16 protein-coding genes are annotated in these 20,516 nt (G+C 64.9%); 11 read left to right on the top strand and 5 right to left on the bottom strand.

Annotated features, from left to right (window positions below):
* Positions 1-64: 64 nt before the first annotated feature.
* The 3 genes from GIB19_RS22510 (at position 65) to GIB19_RS22500 (ending at position 4,357) form a co-directional block, all read left to right on the top strand.
* Positions 65-691, top strand: coding sequence for a DNA-3-methyladenine glycosylase family protein (locus GIB19_RS22510; RefSeq protein WP_265969013.1), 627 nt, complete (start codon positions 65-67; stop codon positions 689-691).
* Positions 692-839: 148 nt separating this feature from the next.
* Entirely contained in the window at positions 840-1,898 is a 1,059-nt protein-coding gene (ada, locus tag GIB19_RS22505) for a bifunctional DNA-binding transcriptional regulator/O6-methylguanine-DNA methyltransferase Ada (protein ID WP_274888055.1), read from the top strand.
* 56 nt (positions 1,899-1,954) lie between these two features.
* Complete coding sequence (locus GIB19_RS22500) at positions 1,955-4,357, top strand: DUF3772 domain-containing protein (RefSeq protein ID WP_027594499.1); 2,403 nt, start codon at positions 1,955-1,957, stop codon at positions 4,355-4,357.
* Between the two features lie 115 nt (positions 4,358-4,472).
* On the opposite strand, the gene GIB19_RS22495 is transcribed toward GIB19_RS22500, so the two are convergent.
* The 4 genes from GIB19_RS22495 to GIB19_RS22480 form a co-directional block, all read right to left on the bottom strand.
* Positions 4,473-5,690 carry a DUF3422 domain-containing protein gene (locus tag GIB19_RS22495; protein ID WP_099428304.1) on the bottom strand — a complete coding sequence of 406 codons (1,218 nt, stop codon included), beginning with the start codon at positions 5,688-5,690 and terminating at the stop codon, positions 4,473-4,475.
* Positions 5,691-5,857: 167 nt separating this feature from the next.
* Positions 5,858-7,288 (bottom strand): aldehyde dehydrogenase family protein, encoded by a 1,431-nt coding sequence (locus GIB19_RS22490; RefSeq protein ID WP_027594497.1) that lies wholly within the window; start codon positions 7,286-7,288, stop codon positions 5,858-5,860.
* Between the two features lie 13 nt (positions 7,289-7,301).
* Positions 7,302-8,801, bottom strand: coding sequence for a purine-cytosine permease family protein (locus GIB19_RS22485; protein ID WP_085274116.1), 1,500 nt, complete (start codon positions 8,799-8,801; stop codon positions 7,302-7,304).
* Positions 8,802-8,894: 93 nt separating this feature from the next.
* A complete protein-coding gene (locus tag GIB19_RS22480; protein WP_027594495.1) occupies positions 8,895-9,284 on the bottom strand; it encodes a YybH family protein in 390 nt (129 codons plus the stop codon).
* A gap of 479 nt (positions 9,285-9,763) precedes the next feature.
* On the opposite strand from GIB19_RS22480, the gene GIB19_RS22475 reads away from it, so the two are divergent.
* From GIB19_RS22475 to GIB19_RS22440, 8 genes are all read left to right on the top strand, one after another.
* On the top strand, positions 9,764-10,783 hold the full coding sequence (locus tag GIB19_RS22475; RefSeq protein WP_027594493.1) for a transporter: 1,020 nt from the start codon (positions 9,764-9,766) through the stop codon (positions 10,781-10,783).
* A 90-nt stretch (positions 10,784-10,873) separates the two neighbouring features.
* A complete protein-coding gene (gene ycaC / locus GIB19_RS22470; protein ID WP_027594492.1) occupies positions 10,874-11,494 on the top strand; it encodes an isochorismate family cysteine hydrolase YcaC in 621 nt (206 codons plus the stop codon).
* 238 nt (positions 11,495-11,732) lie between these two features.
* Positions 11,733-12,551 (top strand): polyphosphate kinase 2, encoded by an 819-nt coding sequence (gene ppk2, locus GIB19_RS22465; protein ID WP_265969877.1) that lies wholly within the window; start codon positions 11,733-11,735, stop codon positions 12,549-12,551.
* A 36-nt stretch (positions 12,552-12,587) separates the two neighbouring features.
* Positions 12,588-13,784, top strand: a complete 1,197-nt coding sequence (locus GIB19_RS22460; RefSeq protein WP_099428306.1) for a monovalent cation:proton antiporter-2 (CPA2) family protein — start codon at positions 12,588-12,590, stop codon at positions 13,782-13,784.
* Between the two features lie 39 nt (positions 13,785-13,823).
* Positions 13,824-14,921, top strand: a complete 1,098-nt coding sequence (locus tag GIB19_RS22455; RefSeq protein ID WP_274888044.1) for an AI-2E family transporter — start codon at positions 13,824-13,826, stop codon at positions 14,919-14,921.
* Positions 14,922-14,934: 13 nt separating this feature from the next.
* Positions 14,935-16,455, top strand: coding sequence for an efflux transporter outer membrane subunit (locus GIB19_RS22450; protein WP_274888041.1), 1,521 nt, complete (start codon positions 14,935-14,937; stop codon positions 16,453-16,455).
* Positions 16,452-17,549, top strand: coding sequence for an HlyD family secretion protein (locus GIB19_RS22445; RefSeq protein WP_099428308.1), 1,098 nt, complete (start codon positions 16,452-16,454; stop codon positions 17,547-17,549). The genes GIB19_RS22450 and GIB19_RS22445 overlap by 4 nt, the downstream gene beginning before the upstream one ends.
* Positions 17,539-18,555 (top strand): DUF2955 domain-containing protein, encoded by a 1,017-nt coding sequence (locus GIB19_RS22440; protein ID WP_274888040.1) that lies wholly within the window; start codon positions 17,539-17,541, stop codon positions 18,553-18,555. The genes GIB19_RS22445 and GIB19_RS22440 overlap by 11 nt, the downstream gene beginning before the upstream one ends.
* Here the strand turns inward: GIB19_RS22440 and GIB19_RS22435 are convergent.
* Positions 18,552-20,273 carry a SulP family inorganic anion transporter gene (locus GIB19_RS22435; protein WP_274888039.1) on the bottom strand — a complete coding sequence of 574 codons (1,722 nt, stop codon included), beginning with the start codon at positions 20,271-20,273 and terminating at the stop codon, positions 18,552-18,554. The two genes, GIB19_RS22440 and GIB19_RS22435, sit on opposite strands and share 4 nt — an antisense overlap.
* Positions 20,274-20,516 lie beyond the last annotated feature (243 nt).

The raw sequence follows: 20,516 nt of genomic DNA, 5'->3' as shown, positions 1-20,516 counted from the left end.
TCCGGCGTTTCGCCGATGAACGGTTGGGCTAAGCTAGGCCTCTAGTCGACGTGTTGGAGCCGCTATGATCCTGGCTGACCTTTCGCCCGAAGCCTACCGGGAAGCTGCCCGCTACCTGGCCGACTCGGACCCGGACTGGGCGCGGCATATTGCAGCGATCGGGCCGTGCCTGCACCAGGCGACGCCGGGACGCGAGCCTTATGAGGCGCTGGTACGGGCGATTGCCTACCAGCAGTTGCATGCACGCGCTGCCGAGTCGATTTTGGGTCGGCTGTTGGCGCTGTTCCCTGAAGGCGGCTTTCCCGCACCGCAGCAATTGCTGGCCGTAACGCCAGAGGCGATGCGTGCGTGCGGCTTTTCGGCGAGCAAGGCAGCCACGGTTCAGGGCATTGCCCAGGCCCGCCTAGCGGGTGTGGTGCCCAGCCGCGAGGAGGCGCTGGCCATGCCCGATGACGCGTTGATCGAGCGCCTGGTGGCCTTGCGCGGGGTAGGGCGCTGGACGGTGGAGATGTTGCTGATCTATTGCCTTGAGCGTTCGGACATTCTGCCGGTCGACGACTTCGCGGTGCGTGAGGGGTATCGTCGGCTCAAGGGGCTGGAGAAAGCACCGACGCCGGCGCAGATGCGCTCGCTGGGCGGTGGCTGGCGCCCGTTCCGGACCGTGGCGGCCTGGTACCTGTGGCGGGCCTGAGGTATTTGCTGTGCCTGCACCGGCCTCTTCGCGGGCAAGCCCGCTCCCACAGGTACACCACGGGTCCCGACGACAGTGGAGACCTTGTGGGAGCGGGCTTGCCCGCGAAGAGGCCGGTACAGGCGATAAAGATAAGAGGTATCCCGCGATGAAACCCTACACAACCTCCGAACAACGTTGGCAGGCCGTGCAGGCTCGCGACGGCAACGCCGCCGGTCACTTCGTCTACGCCGTGCGCACCACCGGTATCTACTGCCGCCCTGGTTGCAGAGCGCGCATGGCCAAGCGCGATAACGTCGAGTTCTACAGCGATGCCGCCGCCGCCGAATCTGCGGGTTACCGGGCCTGCAAGCGTTGCACCAGCGCGAGCCGTGCCACTGCAACCCGGCGTAGCGAACTGGTCACCCGCGCCTGCCGCCTGCTCGAGGGCGACGAGATTTCGCCGAATCTCGACCAACTCAGCGCACAACTGGCCGTCAGCCCCTTTCACCTGCACCGCCTGTTCAAGGCCGAAACGGGCTTGACCCCCAAGGCTTACGCTTCGGCGTTTCGTGCCAGGCGCCTGCGCGAGCACCTGGACAATGACCAGCGCTCAGTCACCGATGCCATCTATGACGCCGGCTACAACTCCAACAGCCGCTTCTACGAAAGTGCCGAGCAACGCCTGGGCATGCGCCCCAAGGCCTACCGTGCCGGCGGGCAGGGGGCGACCATTCGCTTTGCGCTGGGCCAGTGTTCGCTGGGGGCGATATTGGTGGCGCAGAGCGAGAAGGGCATTTGCGCGATCCTGCTGGGTGATGACCCCGAACTACTGCTGCACGCGTTGCAGGACCAGTTCCCCAATGCCCGGCTGATAGGCGGCGACAACGAATATGAACGCGTGGTCGCCGAGGTGGTGGGCTTTGTCGAAGCGCCGGCACTGGGCCTGGCGCTGCCTTTGGATGTACAAGGCACGGCTTTTCAGGAGCGGGTCTGGCAGGCCCTGCGCGAGGTGCCGGCCGGCTGTCGGGTCAGTTACACCGACATCGCCGAGCGTATCGGCGCACCCAAGGCGGTGCGCGCGGTGGCCATGGCCTGCGCCGCCAACCGCATTGCCGTGGCCATCCCGTGCCACCGGGTGGTCCGCCGCGATGGCGATATCAGTGGCTACCGCTGGGGCGTCGAGCGCAAGCAGCAACTGCTCAAGCGAGAAACGGCACTCTCCTGATCGCCTCAAGCCGCGTAGAATCCCCCGCCAAATCGAAATGTATAGAGGAATGTTCGATGAGGCGTGTCAGCCTTGCCCGTTATTGCCTAGGCGTATTGGCCCTGATGGTGGCATTGGCCACCCCGGCCTGGTCCGCACCGGCCACGCCAGTCTCCAGCCTGGCCGCTGCCGAACTGCCGGTGCTCGAAGAAAACGCGAGCCTTGAGCAACTGAATGACCGACTCGACGAGATCCGCCAGGGCGTCACCAGCAACGCCAATGACGACGTGCTCTCGCAGTTGCGCCAGGCCGCCATGCAGGTTCAGCGTCAGGCCGATGCACTCAGTGCGCTGCGGACCACCGACGTCGAGGGCCTGGACGACAAACTCAAGGTGCTTGGCCCGCCCCAGCCGGACGAGACCGCGACCATCACGCTTCAGCGCAAGGACCTCGAGGCGCAGAAAAAGTCCGTATTGGCCGAGCAGGAACAGGCGACCAAGCTGACCCAGTCGGCCCGCGACCTGTCCACGCAGATCGTCAACCTGCGCCGCAGCCAGTTCAACTCGCAGGTCACCAGCCGCGCGACCAGCCCGCTGACCCCGGCGTTCTGGCAATCGCTGATCCGCCCTACCGCTGAAGACCTGAGTCGCCTGCGAGACCTGCGCGGTGAGGCGGCCGATGCCGTGGCCAGCGCGTTCAGTGCCGAGCATCGCTGGTTGTTCCTGACCAGCTTGGTGGCGGCAATCCTGGTCTGGACCTTGGTCCGTCGCCTGCTCGAACGCCTGCTGGCAGACGCCATGATCCGCTGGCTGCCGGAAGGCCGCCTGCGCCGCAGCGCCTTGGCCCTGAGCGTCAGCCTGGCGACGCTGGGTACCATCGCTGGCTCCGTGTCGCTGCTGCGCTGGGGCCTGGAAAGCAGCGCCGAGCTGGGTTCGGACATCGCCAGCCTGACCAACCATATCCTTACCCTGGTGGTGTTCAGCGCCTTCATTTCGGGCCTGGGCCGCGCCATGTTGATGCTGCAGCGCCCGTCCTGGCGCCTGCCGCCGATCCACGATGAAGTGGCCAGCGCCCTGGGCTGGTTCCCCAAACTGCTGGCCCTGGCGTTGATGGTGCTGCTGACCCAGGAGCGCATCAACAGCGTGATCGGCACCAGCCTGGCGCTGACCGTGGCCACCAACGGCCTGACCGCGCTGGTGGTGGCGGTGATTTTCTCGGTGGCCTTGCTGCGCTACCGCCGCACCTTGCGCAAGCATGACCTGGAGCGCCCGACCGGCCTGGCGGGGCTGATCCCCTTCGTCATCGTGGTGTGGGTGGGGCTGATCGTGCTGGCACTGCTGGCCGGCTTCCTGACCCTGGCCTACTTCCTGACCGCCAAGTTGCTATGGATCAGCGTGGTGGCCACCTGTGCCTACCTGTTGACCACCTTCCTCGGTGACCTGTGCGAGACCCTGCTGTCGCCTCGTCAGCCCGGTGGCCTGGCCTTGGCGTCGACACTGGGCCTGGCGCCGCGTCATCAGGCCCAGGCCAGCACGATTCTCGCCGGCATTGGTCGCACTGTGTTGCTGTTCCTGGCGGTACTGCTGGCCTTGACGCCGTCGGGCACCAGCCCCGGCGAATTGCTGCTCAGCCTGGGGGATTGGGACGATACCGGCGGCAAGATGCTCGGCAACATGAACATCGTGCCGCAGGACATCCTGTTGGCGGTGGTGATGTTCTTCGGCGGCATGTTCGGTATTCGTGTGCTCAAGCGCTGGTTGAGCGAGCGCCTGTTGCCGGAAACCGACATGGACGCCGGCATGCGCGCCTCGCTGGTGACGCTGGTGGGTTACCTGGGCTTCCTGTTCCTGGCCATGCTGGTGATGTCAACCCTGCGCATCAACCTGACCAGCCTGACCTGGGTGGTGAGTGCGCTGTCGGTCGGTATCGGTTTTGGTCTGCAGCAGATCGTGCAGAACTTCATCTCCGGCCTGATCCTGCTCACCGAGCGCCCGGTAAAGGTGGGCGACTGGGTCAGCCTGGCCGGTGTCGAGGGTGATATCCGCCGCATCAACGTGCGCGCCACCGAGATTCAGATGTCCGACCGCTCGACGGTGATCGTGCCCAACTCGCAGTTCATCTCGCAAAACGTGCGCAACGTGACCATGGGCAATGCCCTTGGGGTGGTCAGCATTACCCTGACCTTGCCGCTGGAAACCGATGCCAACCGTGTGCGGGAGTTGCTGCTGGCGGCGTACCAGGAGCACGAAGCGATTCTGGATGCACCCGCGTGTTCGGTGTCGTTCAAGGACCTGACCACCAGCGGCATGGTCATTGGCGTCAGTGGTTACGTGGCGGGGCCGCGGCAGGTGTCGGGCACGCGCAGTGACCTGCTGTTCACCATTCTTGGCCGGTTGCGCGATGAGGGTATCCCGCTGTCGTCGCCGCAAAGCATGGTGTTGGTGCAAGAGGGCGCGCGCCCGGCTGACGAGCCGGCGTGAAGCCGGGGCCGCTGTGCGGCCCATTCGCGGGCAAGCCCGCTCCCACAGGTTCTGCGCTAGCAGGGGCCTGTAGGCGCGGGCTTGCCCGCGAATGGGCTGCACAGCAGCCCCGGTTTCAATGCTGCTTGGCCTGCCTGATCCTCACCAGGATCACCAACAGCACTAACAGCACTGGCGGCGCCATCGCCAACAACCCATCCCTCGCCGTCAGCCCCACCCCCAGCACGTTCAGCCCGCCATACAGCAGCTTGAACAGGTTCAACAGGTAATAGGTGATGGCGATGATCGACAGCCCCTCCACCGCCCGCTGAATCTTCACCTGGGCGTCGGCCCGGGCATTGAGGCTGCGCAGGATCTCTGCGTTCTGCTCTTCCATCTCCACCTGCACCCGGGCCTGCAGCAGGTCCCCCAGGTTGGCGACATTCTTCGCCAACTGCTCCAGCCGTTGCTCGGTGGCTGCGCAGTAACGCACCGTGGGCTTGAACCGGCGCTCGATGAACACGCCCAACCGCTGGCAATCGCCCACGTGGCTTTCGCGCAGTTCAGCCAATCGCTCGAACACCAGTTGCGCATACGCCTGGGTAGCGCCGAAGCGGTGGCGGGTCTTCACCGTATGGCTGACCACCTGGCGCGAGAGCAGGGCGATGGCGTCGAGCAGCCCCTTGGAGTCGTGGCCATCGCCCCCGGCGCTGCGTTCGGACAGGCTCACCAGGGTCTTGTCGAAGGCGTCCAGCTCCTGGCTCAGGGCCTTGGCCGTGGTCAGGGTCAGCGAGGCCATCATGCGGTAGGTTTCGATCTCCAGCAGGCGCCGGATCATACGGCCCTGGCGGTAGGCATTGAGGCGGCGATTGATGAACAGGAAGCGGTTGGTACCGTCCTCGGTCAGGCGAAAATCGCTCCACACCGACGCATCGCCACCACCCACACAGGAGCCGCAGGGGTCTTTGAAGCCATAGTGGCTCAGGTCGAGGTCCTGTTCGTCGCGGACCAGCACCTGCACCGCATTGATCACCTGCGCCGTTTGCGGAGCGATGGCTTCGGCCAGCACCTGTGGCAGGGCTTGCCACTCGGTGTTGGCGGTGGAGCAGGGCACCACCAGGGTCAAGGTGAAGAACTCGGTGTGCCGTTCCCATTTGAACGGGTGCCCGTCCAGCCGGGTAATGCCCTGCGCTGCGTTGATGTCCTGCGCCTCTGGGCAGCAGCGTTGCAGCAGCGCCGCACACGCTGCATCGCTGCCGAGCAAGGCGAGGTGGAAGACATGGGCCGGGCCGTCGAAATACAGCGACGGGCGAGCGTGCAGTTCGTTGTGCAAGGCGGTGCGTTGAGGGTGCATGGTGGTCCGGCCTGGTGTTGTGATTGTGGGGGTACCAGGAAGTGGGACTTTGCGCGATGACTGAAAAGTCACGTGGCCATGAGGGCCTTTGTGAAACGGAATCAAGCGCAAAGCAAAAGCCCCTTGTGACATCTGTCAGCAAGGGGCTTCTTGACCAGCTGCTGGGGTTAACCCAGGCAGCGCGTCACATGCTTCACCGAGAGGTACCCCGACAACCCCCAGGGCCCGAGCTCGCGCCCGATGCCGCTGCCTTTGGTTCCGCCCCACGAAGTTTCGACGAACACCGCCTGCACCGAGTTGATCCACACGTGGCCAACTTCCAGCGCATCGGCAACGCGTTCGGCGCGTTCCAGGTCGGCAGAGCAGACCGTGGCCACCAGGCCGAAGCGGCTGTCGTTGGCTTCGGCGATCGCCTGCGCTTCAGTGGTGAAGCGCCGTGCACACAGCACCGGGCCGAAGATCTCTTCGGTCCACAGGCGGCTGTGGGCCGGGACGTCCACATACAGCGTGGGGCTGACGAACCAGCCGTCACGGTCCAGCGCTTTGCCGCCGGCCAGGCATTGCAGGCCCTCTTCGCGTGCGGTGGCAAAGTAGCTGGCAACCTTCAGCCATTGTGCCTGGCTGGTCAGCGGGCCCATGTCCACTTCTTCGCTCAACGGGTTGCCCACCCGCAGGTTCTCCAGTGCCGCCTGCAAGCGCGGCAGCAGCGCATCGGCGATGCCGTCCTGCACCAGCAGGCGTGAGGTGGCCGAGCACATCTGCCCGGCGTTCCAGCTGATGCCGGCGACAATCCATTCCACGGCCTGGTCGATGTCGCAATCATCGAACACCACGATCGCCGACTTGCCGCCCAGCTCCAGCGTCACGGGCCGGCATTGGGCAGAAGCGCTGCGCATCACCTGGCTGCCAACACTGTTGCTGCCGGTGAACGACAGCTTGTCCAGGCCTGCGTGGTTGCTCAGCGCCGCGCCGGTTTCGGCCTTGCCATTGACGATGTTCAGCACGCCAGCGGGCAGGCCGAGGGCCTCGGCGATCTGACCGTAAGCCTGCTCGATCAGCGGGGTGACTTCCGAAGGCTTGAGCACCACGGTGCAGCCTGCGGCCAAGGCGGGGGCGAGCTTCCAGGCGCTGGTCACCAGCGGGAAGTTCCACGGCACGATCAGGCCGACCACGCCGACCGGTTCCAGGCGGGTGCGGGCGGTGAAGCCGGGCGCGGCCAGGGGCACGTCGCGGTTCTTTTGCGGCAACTGCTCCGCCAGGTCGGCGTAGTAGCTGAAGGTGGCAATCGCGTCGTCCAGGTCGATCTCGGCCTCGTGGCGCGGCTTGCCGTTGTTGCGCATCTGCAGGGTGATCAACGCTTCACGGCGCTGCCCGAGTTGCTCGGCGAAACCGCGCAGGTACGCTGCACGTTCGCTGGCGCTGGTCTGCTTCCAGGCCGGCAGGGCTTCGCGCGCGGCGGCCACGGCTTGGTCGACCTGGGCAACGCTGGCGGCCATCAATTCGGCGAAGGGCTGGCCCAGTGCAGGGTCATTGACGCTGATGCAGTCGCTGCCTTGGCCTTCGACCCAGCGGCCGGCGATGTAGTGAGAAGTGGTCATGGGCAAATTCCAGTCAGGCCATTTCGGCAGTGATTACCGGCGCATGCGAGGTGCTTTTGCAGCGCACCCAGCGCGGGCCATTGGGCCCATACACGCCAGCAGGTTCAGGGAACAGGTTGAGCAGGGCGAGGTACAGTACCCCCGCCAGCCCCAGGGTTACCGGCAGGCTCAGGTCGATGCCGCCGGCCAGGTCGCCCAGCGGGCCAACGAACTGACCCGGCAGGTTGACGAAGCACAGGCCGACTGCCGCGCTGGGGATCCACGCCCCCATGCCGCGCCAGTTCCAGCCGTGCGTGAACCAGTAGTGGCCGCCGCGCTGGCCACGGGTGAACACCTGCAGGTCATCGGCATGGTAGAAGCCGCGACGGGTGATCAGGCCGAGGATCATGATCACCATCCATGGGCTGGTGCAGGTGATGATCAGCACGGCGAAGGTCGACACGCTCTGCACCAGGTTGAAGGTGAAGCGGCCGATGAAGATGAAGCCGATCGCCAGCACGCCGATCAGCAAGGTGGCGGCGGCGCGGCTGAGCAGGCGCGGGAACACGCTGGACATGTCCAGGCCCGTGCCGTACAGCGCGGTGGTACCGGTGGACATGCCGCCGATCACCGCAATCAGGCACACCGGCAGGAAGAACCAGCTCGGCGAGATCGCCAGCAGGCCGCCGACATAGTTGTTGGCCGCGATGTAGTCAGGCGCCTGGCTGGCGACCAAGGTGGCGGTGCACAGGCCGAACAGGAACGGGATCAAGGTCGCGGCCTGGGCGCCGATCACCGCCAGCATGATGCGCGACTTGGGCGTGGTCCGCGGAATGTAGCGCGACCAGTCGCCCAGGAACGCACCGAACGACACCGGGTTGCTCATGGCCAGGATCGCCGCACCGACGAAGGCTGCCCAGAAACCCGCTTGGCCAAGGTTGACGCTGCCGGCGTAGCCCGCATCGAACGGCCCGGCGAAGGCTGCGATGCCCAGCAAGAACAGCAAGCTCGACGCCCACACCGCAATCTTGTTGACCCACAGCATGAAGCGGAAGCCAAAGATGCACACCACCAGGACCAACACCGCGAACAGGCCATAGGCCAGGCCCAGGGTGAGGTCGGTTTCCGGTAGGCCGGCGAGGCGTTTGGCGCCACCCACCAGGGCATCGCCCGAGCTCCACACCGACAGCGAGAAGAACGCCACGGCGGTGAGCAGCGACAGGAACGAGCCGACGATACGCCCGTGCACGCCGAAGTGCGCGCCCGACGACACCGCGTTGTTGGTGCCGTTGAGCGCACCGAACAGGCCCATGGGGGCGAGGATGATGGCACCGATGCCGACCCCGAGCACAATCGCCCAGACCCCGGCCTGGAACGACAACCCGAACAGCACCGGGAAGCTGCCCAGCACGGCCGTGGCAAAGGTGTTGGCACCGCCGAAAATCAGGCGGAACAGGTCAAGCGGGGAGGCGTGGCGTTGGTCGTCGGGAATCTGTTCGACGCCGTTGGTCTCGATACCGGTCGAGTGGCTCATGGTGATACTCCAGCGCGGTTGTTGTCGCCCGGCGCAGTGCGCGGGCCTTATTGTGGGTGCGATGGCAGAGCGGCAAGGCCGCGTAAAAGAGGATCAGGCGGTGGTGACGACCGACAGGTGTTCATGGCAGGCCAACCAGCGCTCGCCCTGGCGGCGAAAGACGATGGTTTCACGCTCGGCCAGCTGGTGCTCTTCACCGGCGATGCGGATGTGCGTGGCCACATCGTGCATGAAGATCGCCACGTCACCTTGCAGGCTCACTTGCGCATTGCCCGACTCACACGCCAGCACGGCAAAACCGTCGGCCTGCCACTGGGCCCACACGGCTTCATAAGCGCCACGCGACAACAGCGGCTGCGCCAAGGTGTGGAAGAGGAAGGTGGCGTCTTCGCTGAAACAGGCGAAGTAGCGGGCGGTGTCGTTGCTGGCAAAGGCATCGATGAGGTCGGCGGCGGCTTGCCGTACCTGGAGTGTCTGGTCCACGGGAGTGGCCTCACGCTTTTTGTGATTGTGGTGAGCGATTCTGGTGGCGCTTGGCGGGTGGAAAAATCGCTGGGGGCAAATAATCAGTTCAGGAAAGTGTGAAGTGAGTGGCGGGTGCTCGCCTTAGCTCATTTGGCGTTGTTGAGATCGGGCGCCGCCCGCGCGGCGCATCGCGAGCAAGCTCGCTCCATTTGTTTCGGGCCAGTCACGGCTGTGCCTGCGAGCGCGACTGCCTTGTTTGTACGTCTCGATATCAAGGCGGGCGCCAAGGAGCCGCGCGCCCATGGCTCAGGATAATTGGCCCGAAACAGATGTAGGAGCAGCCTTGTGCTGCGAAGCGCCGCGCGGGCGGCGCTCGATCTCAACAGCACCAAAAGAGGTGCGTCATGCACTTCAAATCCAAACCCGCTGTCATCGAACTGCAACCTACATCCCGCAACCTTTCTGCCATCAACCTCAATGCCTCATTGCGAGTTCGAATGGGTCATCCCGCGCTGCATCCGCAACAGGACCATGACCTGTTCGGCCTGCTTTATGCTTTTGCCTTCCGCCCAGGCCAGCCCGGTCGCGAGATCGATTCGGCGCAGTTGCTGCGCAAGCTCGGCGAACCGCCTGAGCCCGACGAGTTTTTATGGCTGCACCTGAACCTGGCCCATGCCGCTTGCGAGCGCTGGCTGCGCGCCCACCTGACGCTGCCCGAGGCGTTTTTCGAAACCTTGCGCGAGGGCTCCCGGTCGACCCGTATCGAACATGCCGATTCGGCCCTGTTGGCGGTGGTCAACGATGTGGTGTTCAACTTCGGCCTGGTGTCGTCGGACATTTCCACGCTGTGGGCCTGCGCCAGCAGCCAGCTGCTGGTCAGCGCGCGTTTGCAGCCGTTGCATTCGGTGGACAAGCTGCGCTCGTCGGTCAAGCGAGGCGAGCGCTTCCATTCGTCCATCGAATTGCTGGTGCATCTGCTGCGCGACCAGGGCGATGTGTTGACCCAGATCGTGCGCGAAACCACCACCAGCGTCGATCGCATCGAAGACCAGTTGCTGTCCCAGCGCCTGAGTGACAACCGCGCCGAACTCAGCAGCATGCGTCGCGTACTGGTGCGCTTGCAGCGCCTGCTGGCGCTCGAGCCTGGGGCCCTGCTGCGCCTGCTCAACCGCCCACCGGACTGGCTGCAGGAACAGGACATGCGCCAGCTGCGCGCGGCGACCGAAGAGTTCACCCTGGTGATCAGCGACCTCACCGCCCTGGGTGAGCGGATCAAGTTGCTGCAGGAAGAGATCGCCGCCAAGCTCAACGAGCAGACCAACCGCACCCTGTTCACCCTGACGGTGGTGACCGTGCTGGCGCTGCCCATCAACATCATCGCCGGCTTTTTCGGCATGAATGTCGGTGGCGTGCCGCTGTCGGACGACCCACATGGCTTCTGGGTGCTGGTGGCACTGGTGGCGACCTTCACCGTGCTGGTGGGGCGTTGGGCGTTTCGCAAGCGGCGTGAATACTGACGGCGGCATGCGCCCCGACTGGCGGTCCCCGCCATCTCTGATCCTTGCCTACGCTGATACTCCCCATCTGCTGATGCAAGGAGCTTCACCATGGCCTTCCAATACAAGCGTCTGGACAAGAACAACGCCGCAGTCCTGCTGGTCGATCACCAGGCGGGTTTGCTTTCGCTGGTGCGTGACATCGACCCGGACCGCTTCAAGAACAACGTCCTGGCCCTGGCAGACCTGGCCCAGTACTTCAAGCTGCCGACCATCCTCACCACCAGCTTCGAAACCGGCCCCAACGGCCCGTTGGTCCCCGAGCTCAAGGCGCAGTTCCCCGATGCCCCCTACATCGCTCGCCCCGGCAACATCAACGCCTGGGACAACGAAGACTTCGTCAAGGCCGTCAAGGCCACGGGCAAGAAGCAACTGTTGATCGCCGGTGTAGTGACTGAGGTCTGCGTCGCGTTCCCGGCACTGTCGGCACTGGAGGAGGGCTTCGAGGTGTTCGTCGTCACCGACGCCTCTGGCACCTTCAACGAATTGACCCGCGATTCGGCCTGGCGGCGCATGGAGGCTGCCGGGGCACAACTGATGACCTGGTTCGGCGTGGCCTGCGAGCTGCATCGCGACTGGCGTAATGACGTCGAAGGGCTGGGGACGCTGTTCTCCAACCACCTTCCCGATTACCGCAACCTGATGACCAGTTACGACAAGCTGGCCAAGTAGCGCCCTGCCTCGCACGGCGGACGGCTCTGTGTAGGAGCAGCCTTGTGCTGCGAAGAGGCCGGTGTAGCACAGAGCATCTTTCAGGCAGTCACCGGCCTCTTCGCAGCGCAAGGCTGCTCCTACACACAGAGACCGAGCAAGCCATGCCTGAGCAGGCTCGGCGCGGGAGTAATAAGCGAAGCGGCAAACCGCCATGGATCGACCATACTGAGTCTTCATTCGCCAGCGGGAGCGAGCCATGTCGAAGTCAGCCAGGAAGAAGGACCCTCAGGCACAGCCCGAAAAATTGGGCGGCAAGGCCTACGAGAAGGCGCTCAAGCACCTTCACGTCGAGTTGGTAAAGCTGCAGGAATGGGTCGTGGCCAAGGGCCTGAAGGTGTGTATCGTCTTTGAAGGCCGCGATGGTGCGGGCAAGGGCGGGACCATCAAGGCCCTCACCGAGCGGGTCAGCCCGCGGGTGTTCCGTGTGGTGGCGCTGCCGGCGCCGACTGAGCGGGAAAAAACCCAGATGTACGTGCAACGCTACCTGGGCCATCTGCCTGCTGCAGGCGAGGTGGTGATCTTCGACCGCAGTTGGTACAACCGCGCCGGTGTCGAGCGGGTGATGGGGTTTTGCAGCGATGAACAGGCCAACAAGTTTCTCACTGTGGTGCCGTTGTTCGAGAAGATGATGGTCGAGTCGGGGATCATCCTCATCAAGTACTGGCTGGAGGTCAGCGCCGAAGAGCAGACCCGCCGCCTGCAGGACCGCATCAATGACGGTCGCAAGCTGTGGAAGCTGTCCCCGATGGACTTGAAGTCGTATACCCGCTGGGATGACTACACCAAAGCCCGCGATGACATGTTCGCCGCGTCGGATTCCTCCTGGGCGCCATGGTTCATGGCCCACTCCAACGACAAGCGGCGCGCACGGCTGAACATCATCAGCCACCTGCTCGGCCGCATTCCCTACAAGGACATCACCCGCGACCAGGTCGTGAAATTGCCCAAGCGCGGCAAGGTCGGCAAGTACAAGGCGGTGAACTATCCGTTCAAGGTTGTCGAAGCGCGTTACTGACCCCATCCCCGCGGGGAGCCTACAGGGTGTAGACCTATGCCACATGACGGCAGCTTGCTCCAGGCAACGGTGGTGTTCCTCTTGGCCGTGGTACTGCTGGTGCCACTGGCGCAGCGTTTGAAACTGGGGGCCGTGCCGGGGTATCTGCTGGCCGGCATCCTCATCGGCCCTTCGGTGCTGGGTTTGCTGGGTAACCCGGATAACGTCGCACGCCTGTCAGAGATGGGCGTGGTGATGCTGCTGTTCGTCATTGGCCTCGAGCTTTCGCCACGCCGCCTGTGGACCATGCGCCGGGCGCTGTTCGGCGTTGGCTCGTTGCAGGTCGGGCTGACCGCCGCGGTGCTGGGCCTGCTCGCCTTTTGGCTGTTCGGCCAATCGAAGGCGGCGGCCGTCGTGCTGGGGCTGGGACTGGCCCTGTCGTCCACGGCGTTTGGCTTGCAGGTGCTGGCCGAGCGCAAGGACCTGGGCAAGCCTCACGGGCGCCTGGCGGTGGCGATTCTGCTGTTCCAGGACATTGCTGCCATCCCCCTGATTGCCGTGGTGCCCTTGCTGGGCGGGGATGTCAGCCGCGCCGATGAAGGGACGTGGCCGCTGGTGGGCGTGGCGGTCGGCATCGGTGTGATCATTGTGGGTGGCCGCTACCTGATGACCCCGGTCTTCAAATGGACAGTCGGCTCCGGGTTGCCGGAGTTGTCTACCGCTACCGCGTTGCTGGTGGTACTGGGCACCGCTTGGGTAATGGAGCATGTCGGCATCTCGATGGCGCTTGGTGCGTTTCTCGCTGGCGTGTTGATGGCCGAGTCGCCGTTCCGTCACGAGCTCGAAACCCAGATCGAACCCCTCAAAGGCCTGTTGCTTGGGCTGTTCTTCGTCGGCGTGGGCATGAGCGCCGACTTGCGCCTGTTGTTCGGCATGCCCTTGGCGGTGCTGGGGCTCACGCTGTTGCTGGTGGGCGTCAAGCTGCCGCTGTTGGTGGCTTTGGGCCGTACGGCCGGTGGGCTGAACCGGCCCCAGGCGTTGTGCCTGGGGGTGGTGTTAGCGTCTGGCGGTGAGTTTGCGTTCGTGGTGTTCAAGCTGGCGCTTGCGCACCAAGTGCTCGAGCAGCAGGTGCATGACCTGTTGGTGCTGGCCATCACCCTGTCGATGGCGGTGGTGCCGTTGGTGATGATGGCCCTGAGCCGACAGTTGCGCGACCCCGACGCCACCCGCCCCACGCCTGAAACCGACCACTGATTCGCGCCAAGACGGCGTACGACTGTTCGGAGGTGAAGCATGCAGCCGAGTTTCAAGCTGGACAGTGCCCTGTCGCAGGGCTTGCTCGATGTCTTGATCAAGGCAGGCTTGGTGGCTGCCCTGGTGATCTTCTCCTTCCAGGTGTTCCAGCCCTTCCTCGAGCTGATGCTGTGGGCGGTGATCCTGGCCGTCACGCTGTACCCGCTGCACGGCCGCATCACGCGGCGCTGGGGGCTCAAGGACGGCTATGCGGCGATACTGGTGGTGCTGCTGGTGCTGGTGGTATTGCTGGTGCCGATCTACCTGGTGGTGGTGTCGATCACCGAGTCGGTGGACAGCATGCTGACGCTGCTCAAGAGCGGCGCGTGGAGCGTGCCGACACCCCCCGAGTCGGTGGCTTCCTGGCCGTTGATCGGGCCGCGCCTGTATGCCTTGTGGCTGGCAGCATCCGAGAGCCTGAGCGAGGTGCTCAACAGCATGATGCCGCAGCTCAAGGACGCCGGGCGTGTGCTGCTGGGGGCCGCAGCCAGTGCCGGGCGGGCGTTTTTGATGTTCATTGCGGCGATCATCATCTCGGGGGTGATCATGGCCTTCGGCGCGCGTGGCGAGCTGGCGGCGCAGCGCATTGCCATGCGCGTATCCGGCGAGCAGCGCGGCAGGTCGATTGCCAAACTGTGTACCGCCACCATTCGCGCTGTTGCCCAGGGCGTAATCGGCATCGCCTTCATCCAGATGCTGCTGATCGGCGTAGGCTTTGTCATCAAGGGCGTGCCGGGGGCGGGAATGTTGGCGATTGCCATCCTCATGCTGGGTATTGCCCAGGCGCCGGCCACGCTGATCACGCTACCGGTGATCGCCTACGTGTTCCATGCCGAGGGCTTCACCCTGGCGACCATCGTGTTTGCCGTTTACACCTTCGTTGCCGGCCTCGCTGACAATGTGCTCAAGCCCCTGCTGCTGGGGCGCGGGGTCGATGTGCCGATGCCTGTGGTGCTGATCGGCGCGCTGGGCGGCATGGTGGTCAAAGGCATTATCGGCCTGTTCATCGGCCCGGTGATTCTTGGCGTGACCTACGTATTGTTCTGGCAATGGGTCGCGCTGCAGGTACCCGAAAACCCTGTCGAACCGTCGGCCTGAGCCGGGGCCTGGCATGCCTGCACCTTCCTGGCGTCGCGCCTTGGGCCTGGTTGCCTTGCTGTCAGGCTGCACCCAGGTCGGGCCAGACTTTCACCCCCCGCAAACGGCCTGGCTGGACCCGTGGGGCACACCCTTGCTGGAGCAGGCCGGGCGGCGCGATGCAACGGTGGACTTTCGCCAGTGGTGGCGGGTGTTCGCCGACCCGACACTGGATGCGCTGATTGCAGAAGCCGACGCCCACAACAGCAACCTGCGCGTGGCCGGCCTGCGCATCGCCGAGGCACGTGCACAGCTGGCCATCGTGCAGACTGGGCGTTACCCGCAGTTGCAGCAGGTGCGGGCGCAAAGCCTCTACCTCAAGCAGGACCAGTCTGGCACCGACACTGCCCGCGATTCGGTGTTCTGGCAGTCCAGCGCAGGGTTCGACATCGCCTGGGAAATTGACTTCTGGGGGCGCTTCAGCCGTGCCATCGAGTCTGCCGATGCCCTGTATTTCGCCTCGCAGGCCAACTACGCCGATGCCATGTTGCTATTGCGTGCGCAGGTAGCCGACACCTACTTTGCATTGCGTACCGCCGAGGCGCGCCTTGCCATTGCCGAAGAAAACGCCAAGCGCCAGGCGCGCAGCCTGGAGATCACCGAGCGGCTGTTCCGCCATGGCGAGCATGACGAACTCGATTGGCAGCAGGCCCGCACGCAGTACTTGGCGACCCAGGCGACCATCCCCGAGTTCGAGAACCAGCTCAACGCCCTGCGCAACGTGCTCTGCTCCCTGCTCGGGCGCCCCCCCGGCCCACTGCCGGAGCTGCAGTCGCAATACGGCCAGTTGCCACTGCCGGACCGCGCACTGCTGCAGGACGTGCCTGCTCGCCTGTTGCAGCGGCGCCCAGACATCCGCGCTGCCGAACAGGCCGTGGCGGCACAATCGGCACTGGTCGGGGTGGCCGAAGCTGACCTTTATCCACAGCTGAGCCTGTTGGGCAGCCTCGGCTGGACGTTCGTCTCGGCCAGCCACCTGCCCAATACGCTTGACCTCGCCGCCGGCCCAAGCCTGATCTGGAACCCGTTCGACTACGGCCGGCGCAAGAACGCCGTGCGTGTCGAGGACGCGCGCTTGCAGCAATTGATCGAGTTGTATCAGCAAAGTGTGCGTGAAGCCGCCCGTGAGGCTGACGATGCCGCCAGTGGCCTGGTGCGCTCGCTGCAAAGTGCTGGCATTCGCGATCAAGCTTCGCAAGCCGCGCAGCGCTCGTTGAGCCTGGCCATGTCGCAGTACCGCGAAGGGTTCGCCGACTTCCAGCGGGTGCTCGATGCCCAACAGTTGCTGCTGCAACAACAGGATGGCTACCTGGTCAGCCGCGGCAATGCCGTCAGCAGCCTGGTGACCTTGTACAAGGCCCTGGGGGGTGGTTGGGACCCAGGCCGTGCGCCGATCGACCCGGCCACGCGTCGTCAGATGCAGCAACGCACCGATTGGGGAGACTTGCTGGATGAACCAGCCCCCAGCGCACAGCCACCAGGTGAGCAAAAATGACCGACACCCCGCAAACACCGCCTGCGCAAGCGCCCGACCTTGGCCTGCGCTGGGTATTGCTGCTGATTGCTGTGAGCCTGCTCTGGTACCTGCTGGCCGACCGTTTTACACCGTACACCCAGCAGGCTCGCCTGCAAGCCTACGTGGTGCCGGTGAGCGCCGAGGTGGCCGGCCAGGTCAAGCGCGTGGCCGTGGGTAATAACCAGGAAGTGCGCAAGGGCGAAGTGTTGTTCGAACTGGACCAGGAGCAATACCGCATTGCCCTGGCTCGCGCCGAAGCCGACTTCGACACGGTGGGCCGGCAGATCGGCGCCCACACGGCCGGCATCGACTCGGCCCAGGCGGCGTTGATGGCGGCCCAAGCCAACGAGCGCAAGGCCCGGCAAGACGCCGAGCGGCTGAAGCGGCTGATCGAGGAAGACCCCGGCACGGTTTCGCAGCGCCGCCTGGAAGGCGCGCAGGCCACGCGCGACCAGGCCATCAGCCAAGTCGCGGCTGCCCGTGCCGAAGTGGTGCGGGCACGTGAGCAGCAGGGTGGGGCGCAGGCGGACAATGCGCAGGTGCGCAGCGCGGCGGCGAATGTGCAAAAGGCCCGCCTGGACCTGGAGCGAACGGTGGTGCGCGCCGATACCAACGGGTTGATCACCGACCTGCGCACCGACGTGGGCCACTACGTGGGCGCCGGCAGCCCGATGATGACCTTGATCGCGATCCATGACGTGTGGATCAGCGCCGACCTGACCGAGAACAACCTCGGCCGCCTGCGCCCCGGCACACCGGTGCTGGTGGTGCTCGATGCGCTGCCTGGGACGGTACTGAAGGGGCGCATACGCAGCATCGGTTATGGCGTCAGCGTGGGCCAGAGCAACCCACCGGGCACGCTGCCGAGCGTGCAGAATAGCCGTGAATGGCTGCGCTCGGCCCAACGTTTTCCGGTCATTGTCGAGCTTGACCGTGACCAACTGGAAGACAAGTCCGGCTTGCGGGTGGGTGGCCAAGCCGAGGTGATGGCGCTGCCCAGCGAGGGCAACCCGTTGAACGTGCTTGGCCGGGTGTTCATGTGGCTGATGAGCTGGCTCTCGTATGCCTATTGAGCTGCGGCGCCAGCGTGCGCTTCGCCTGGCCTGGGGCGTGGCGCTGTGCCTGGCGGTCAGCTTCGGTTTTGGTTTGCCGGTGCCGATTTTGGCACCCGTGTTCGCGGTGCTGCTGTTGGCCATGCGTAGCCAGCCACTGCCGTTGCGCGCGGCACCGGCGTTGGCCGTGCTGGTGCTGCTGAGTTGTGGCAGTGGCCTGTTGCTGATTCCTCTGCTGCGCCATGCCCCGGTGAGCGGGGTGTTGCTGGTGGGCGTTGGCGTGTTTCTGGTGCTGCGTTATGCCCTGAAAGGCGGCAACGGCCTGTTGGCCAACTTGCTGGTGATCGGCCTGACCATGATCGCCGCAGCCGGCACCAGCGATTTCACCTTGGCGCTGTCGGTGGTCGAGGCCTTGTCCAAAGGCATGCTCCTGGCAACCTTGGGCACGGCGCTGGCGCATGTGATGTTCCCCGAACCGGCTGACGCACCTGTGCAACCGACACCGCCGCCGCTCGCCGCTGAACGGGCCAGCTGGGTCGCACTGCGCGCCACGCTGATCGTCATGCCGGCCTTTTTGCTGGCGCTGATCGCACCGGACGCGTTCATGCCGCTGATCATGAAGTCGGTGAGCCTCGGTCAGCAAGCCAGCGAGACCCATGCCCGCAACGCCAGCCGAGAACTGATTGGCTCGACCTTGCTGGCCGGGCTGCTGGCGATCCTGCTGTGGGGGGCATTGAGCCTGTTCGTGCACCTTTGGATGTTTTTCCTGTGGGTGCTGCTGTTCACGCTTTGGCAGGGCCGGCGGCTGTACCGCGCGGTGGCGACGCGGCATAGCCCGGCCTATTGGGTCAGTTGCCTGACTACGATGTTGATACTGCTGGGGCAGTCGGTGCAGGACAGCGCGGCCGGGCAGGATGTCTACCGCGCGTTCGCCGTGCGCATGGCGCTGTTCTTGGCGGTGTCGGTGTATGCCAGTGCGCTGCTGATCTGGATCGACCGGCGCAGGGCACGGCAGTGGGTGCATTAGGGCTGCCAGTCGACCCCGGTGTCTTCCAGGTAGGCATCCACCGCAGCACCGACGGTGGGGTGAAAGGCCTTTTCCCCCATGTGCTGGAACAACTCAAAGCGCTTCATCTTGTCTTTCACCGGGTCTTTCATCTCCGCGAACTGCAACTCCACGCCGCGCGCCTCCAGCGCCCGGTCCAGTTCAGCGAGCATGTCTGCAGAGGTCACGTCGATGCTGGTCACAGGCTCCGCGGCGATCACCAACCGTTGCACGGCGGTAGGGGACTGTTCCACAGCCGCCAGCACGGTGCTCTGGAACTGCTCGGCATTGGCAAAAAACAGCGGCGCATCCCACCGCAGCAGCACCAGGCCCGGGATGCGCCGGGCTTGCGGGTAGCGCTGCACATCATGGTAGCCGCGGGTGCCGTCCACCCGGCCGAGCACTGCAAAATGCGGCCGCCAGCCATCCCAGAGAAATTCGATGACCGAAATCGCCACGGCAATGCAGATACCCGGAATGGCACCAAACACTGCCACCCCGACAAAACAGGTAAACGACAGCCAGAACTCCCATTGCTGCATGTGGAAGATGCGTTTGAGGTCAGTGAATACGAACAGCCCCAGTGCGGCGGCGATCACCACGGCAGCGAGGGCACTGTTGGGCAGGTAATGCATCAGGTTGGGCGCCACCAGCAGCAGAACGGTCACGGCCAGCGCGCCGATGATGCCGGTGAGCTGGGTCTTGGCCCCAGCAGCTTCAGCGACAGGGGTGCGTGACGAACTGCTGCTGATCGGGATGCCCTGGAACAGCCCGCTGGCCACGTTGGCCACCCCCAGGCCAAACATCTCCTGGTTCGGGTTGACCGGCATCTTCAGGCGGGCCGCGTAGGAGCGCGACAGCACGCTGGTGTCGGCGAATGACACCAGCGCCACCGCGATGCCGCCGAGCAGCACTTCCACCAGGTCGATATCGCTCAACCAGGGGAAGACCAGGTCCGGCAGGCCCTGGGGTAACTGGCCGAGGACTTTGACGCCGCTCTGGTCCAGGTCGAGCAGGCTCACCGCCAGTGTCGCCAGCACCACAGCGATCAGGATGCCGGGCAAGCGCTTGAAGGGTTTGAGCAGCAGGATCAGCGCCAGGCTGCCGGCGCCGATGACGAAGCTGGGCCAGTGGCCCTGGCCTGCAAGCAGGGCCTGGATCAGGCCCCAGATGTCACGCAGCGGGCCTTGGCTGTCGATGGATAAGCCGAACAGTTTGGGCAGTTGGCTGATCAGCACGGTCAAGGCGATGCCGTTCATGTAGCCATAGCGGATCGGCTTGGACAGCAATTCGGTGATGAAGCCCAGGCGCAGCAGGCCGGCGACCATGCAGAACACCCCAGCGACCAAGGCCATCATGCTGGCGATGGTGATGGCGCGCTGCGGGTCGTTGGCGGCGTACTGCACCACTACCGCCAGGATGGGCGCGGCCAGTGCCGAATCTGGGCCCAATACCAGGATGCGGCTGGGGCCGAACAGCGCATAGGCCAGCAGCGGAATGATGGTGGCGTAGAGGCCGTAGATGCCGGGTACGCCAGAGGCTTCGGCGTAGGCGATGCCCACGGGCACCAGCATGCTGGTGAGTACCAGCCCGGCAGCGATGTCCCTGGGCAGCCAGGCACGCTGATAGTGAAGCAGGGTGACCACGCCGGGCAGCCAGCGTTGCCAGTCGAAGCGTGGGGGAGGGGGCGTATCGGGCATGGTGCAGGCTCCAGGGGGCGGGGGGCATGAACCGCTTGAGGTCCCGTTGGAGACAGCTTAGTTGGTCGCGAACGCGGGCCCTGTGGGAGCGGGTTCACCCGCGAACACCGGTGAAGCCGGTGCCATAAACCACGTTGCATGCTTCGCGGGCAAGCCCGCGCCCACAGCGTCTGTAACGCTGCAGAAACACAAAAGCCCCCGTTCGGAGGCTTTTGTCGGCGTGCAAACGCTGAACGTCAGACG

Origin of the sequence: Pseudomonas sp. ITEM 17296, from assembly GCF_028895205.1 — a bacterium.
Classification (GTDB): Bacteria; Pseudomonadota; Gammaproteobacteria; order Pseudomonadales; family Pseudomonadaceae; genus Aquipseudomonas; species Aquipseudomonas kermanshahensis.
Note: the sequence above shows the minus strand (reverse complement) of the source record. Positions and strands in the feature narration are given on the sequence as shown.

Bases quoted from the DNA above. Each gene is read 5' to 3' on its own strand.
- ada (WP_274888055.1), top strand. From the start codon at position 840: ATGAAACCCTACACAACCTCCGAACAACGTTGGCAGGCCGTGCAGGCT.
- GIB19_RS22455 (WP_274888044.1), top strand. From the start codon at position 13,824: ATGCAGCCGAGTTTCAAGCTGGACAGTGCCCTGTCGCAGGGCTTGCTC.
- GIB19_RS22485 (WP_085274116.1), bottom strand. From the start codon at position 8,801: ATGAGCCACTCGACCGGTATCGAGACCAACGGCGTCGAACAGATTCCC.
- ppk2 (WP_265969877.1), top strand. From the start codon at position 11,733: ATGTCGAAGTCAGCCAGGAAGAAGGACCCTCAGGCACAGCCCGAAAAA.
- GIB19_RS22435 (WP_274888039.1), bottom strand. From the start codon at position 20,273: ATGCCCGATACGCCCCCTCCCCCACGCTTCGACTGGCAACGCTGGCTG.
- GIB19_RS22445 (WP_099428308.1), top strand. From the start codon at position 16,452: ATGACCGACACCCCGCAAACACCGCCTGCGCAAGCGCCCGACCTTGGC.
- GIB19_RS22490 (WP_027594497.1), bottom strand. From the start codon at position 7,288: ATGACCACTTCTCACTACATCGCCGGCCGCTGGGTCGAAGGCCAAGGC.
- GIB19_RS22440 (WP_274888040.1), top strand. From the start codon at position 17,539: ATGCCTATTGAGCTGCGGCGCCAGCGTGCGCTTCGCCTGGCCTGGGGC.
- ycaC (WP_027594492.1), top strand. From the start codon at position 10,874: ATGGCCTTCCAATACAAGCGTCTGGACAAGAACAACGCCGCAGTCCTG.
- GIB19_RS22495 (WP_099428304.1), bottom strand. From the start codon at position 5,690: ATGCACCCTCAACGCACCGCCTTGCACAACGAACTGCACGCTCGCCCG.
- GIB19_RS22475 (WP_027594493.1), top strand. From the start codon at position 9,764: ATGGGTCATCCCGCGCTGCATCCGCAACAGGACCATGACCTGTTCGGC.
- GIB19_RS22500 (WP_027594499.1), top strand. From the start codon at position 1,955: ATGAGGCGTGTCAGCCTTGCCCGTTATTGCCTAGGCGTATTGGCCCTG.
- GIB19_RS22460 (WP_099428306.1), top strand. From the start codon at position 12,588: ATGCCACATGACGGCAGCTTGCTCCAGGCAACGGTGGTGTTCCTCTTG.
- GIB19_RS22450 (WP_274888041.1), top strand. From the start codon at position 14,935: ATGCCTGCACCTTCCTGGCGTCGCGCCTTGGGCCTGGTTGCCTTGCTG.
- GIB19_RS22510 (WP_265969013.1), top strand. From the start codon at position 65: ATGATCCTGGCTGACCTTTCGCCCGAAGCCTACCGGGAAGCTGCCCGC.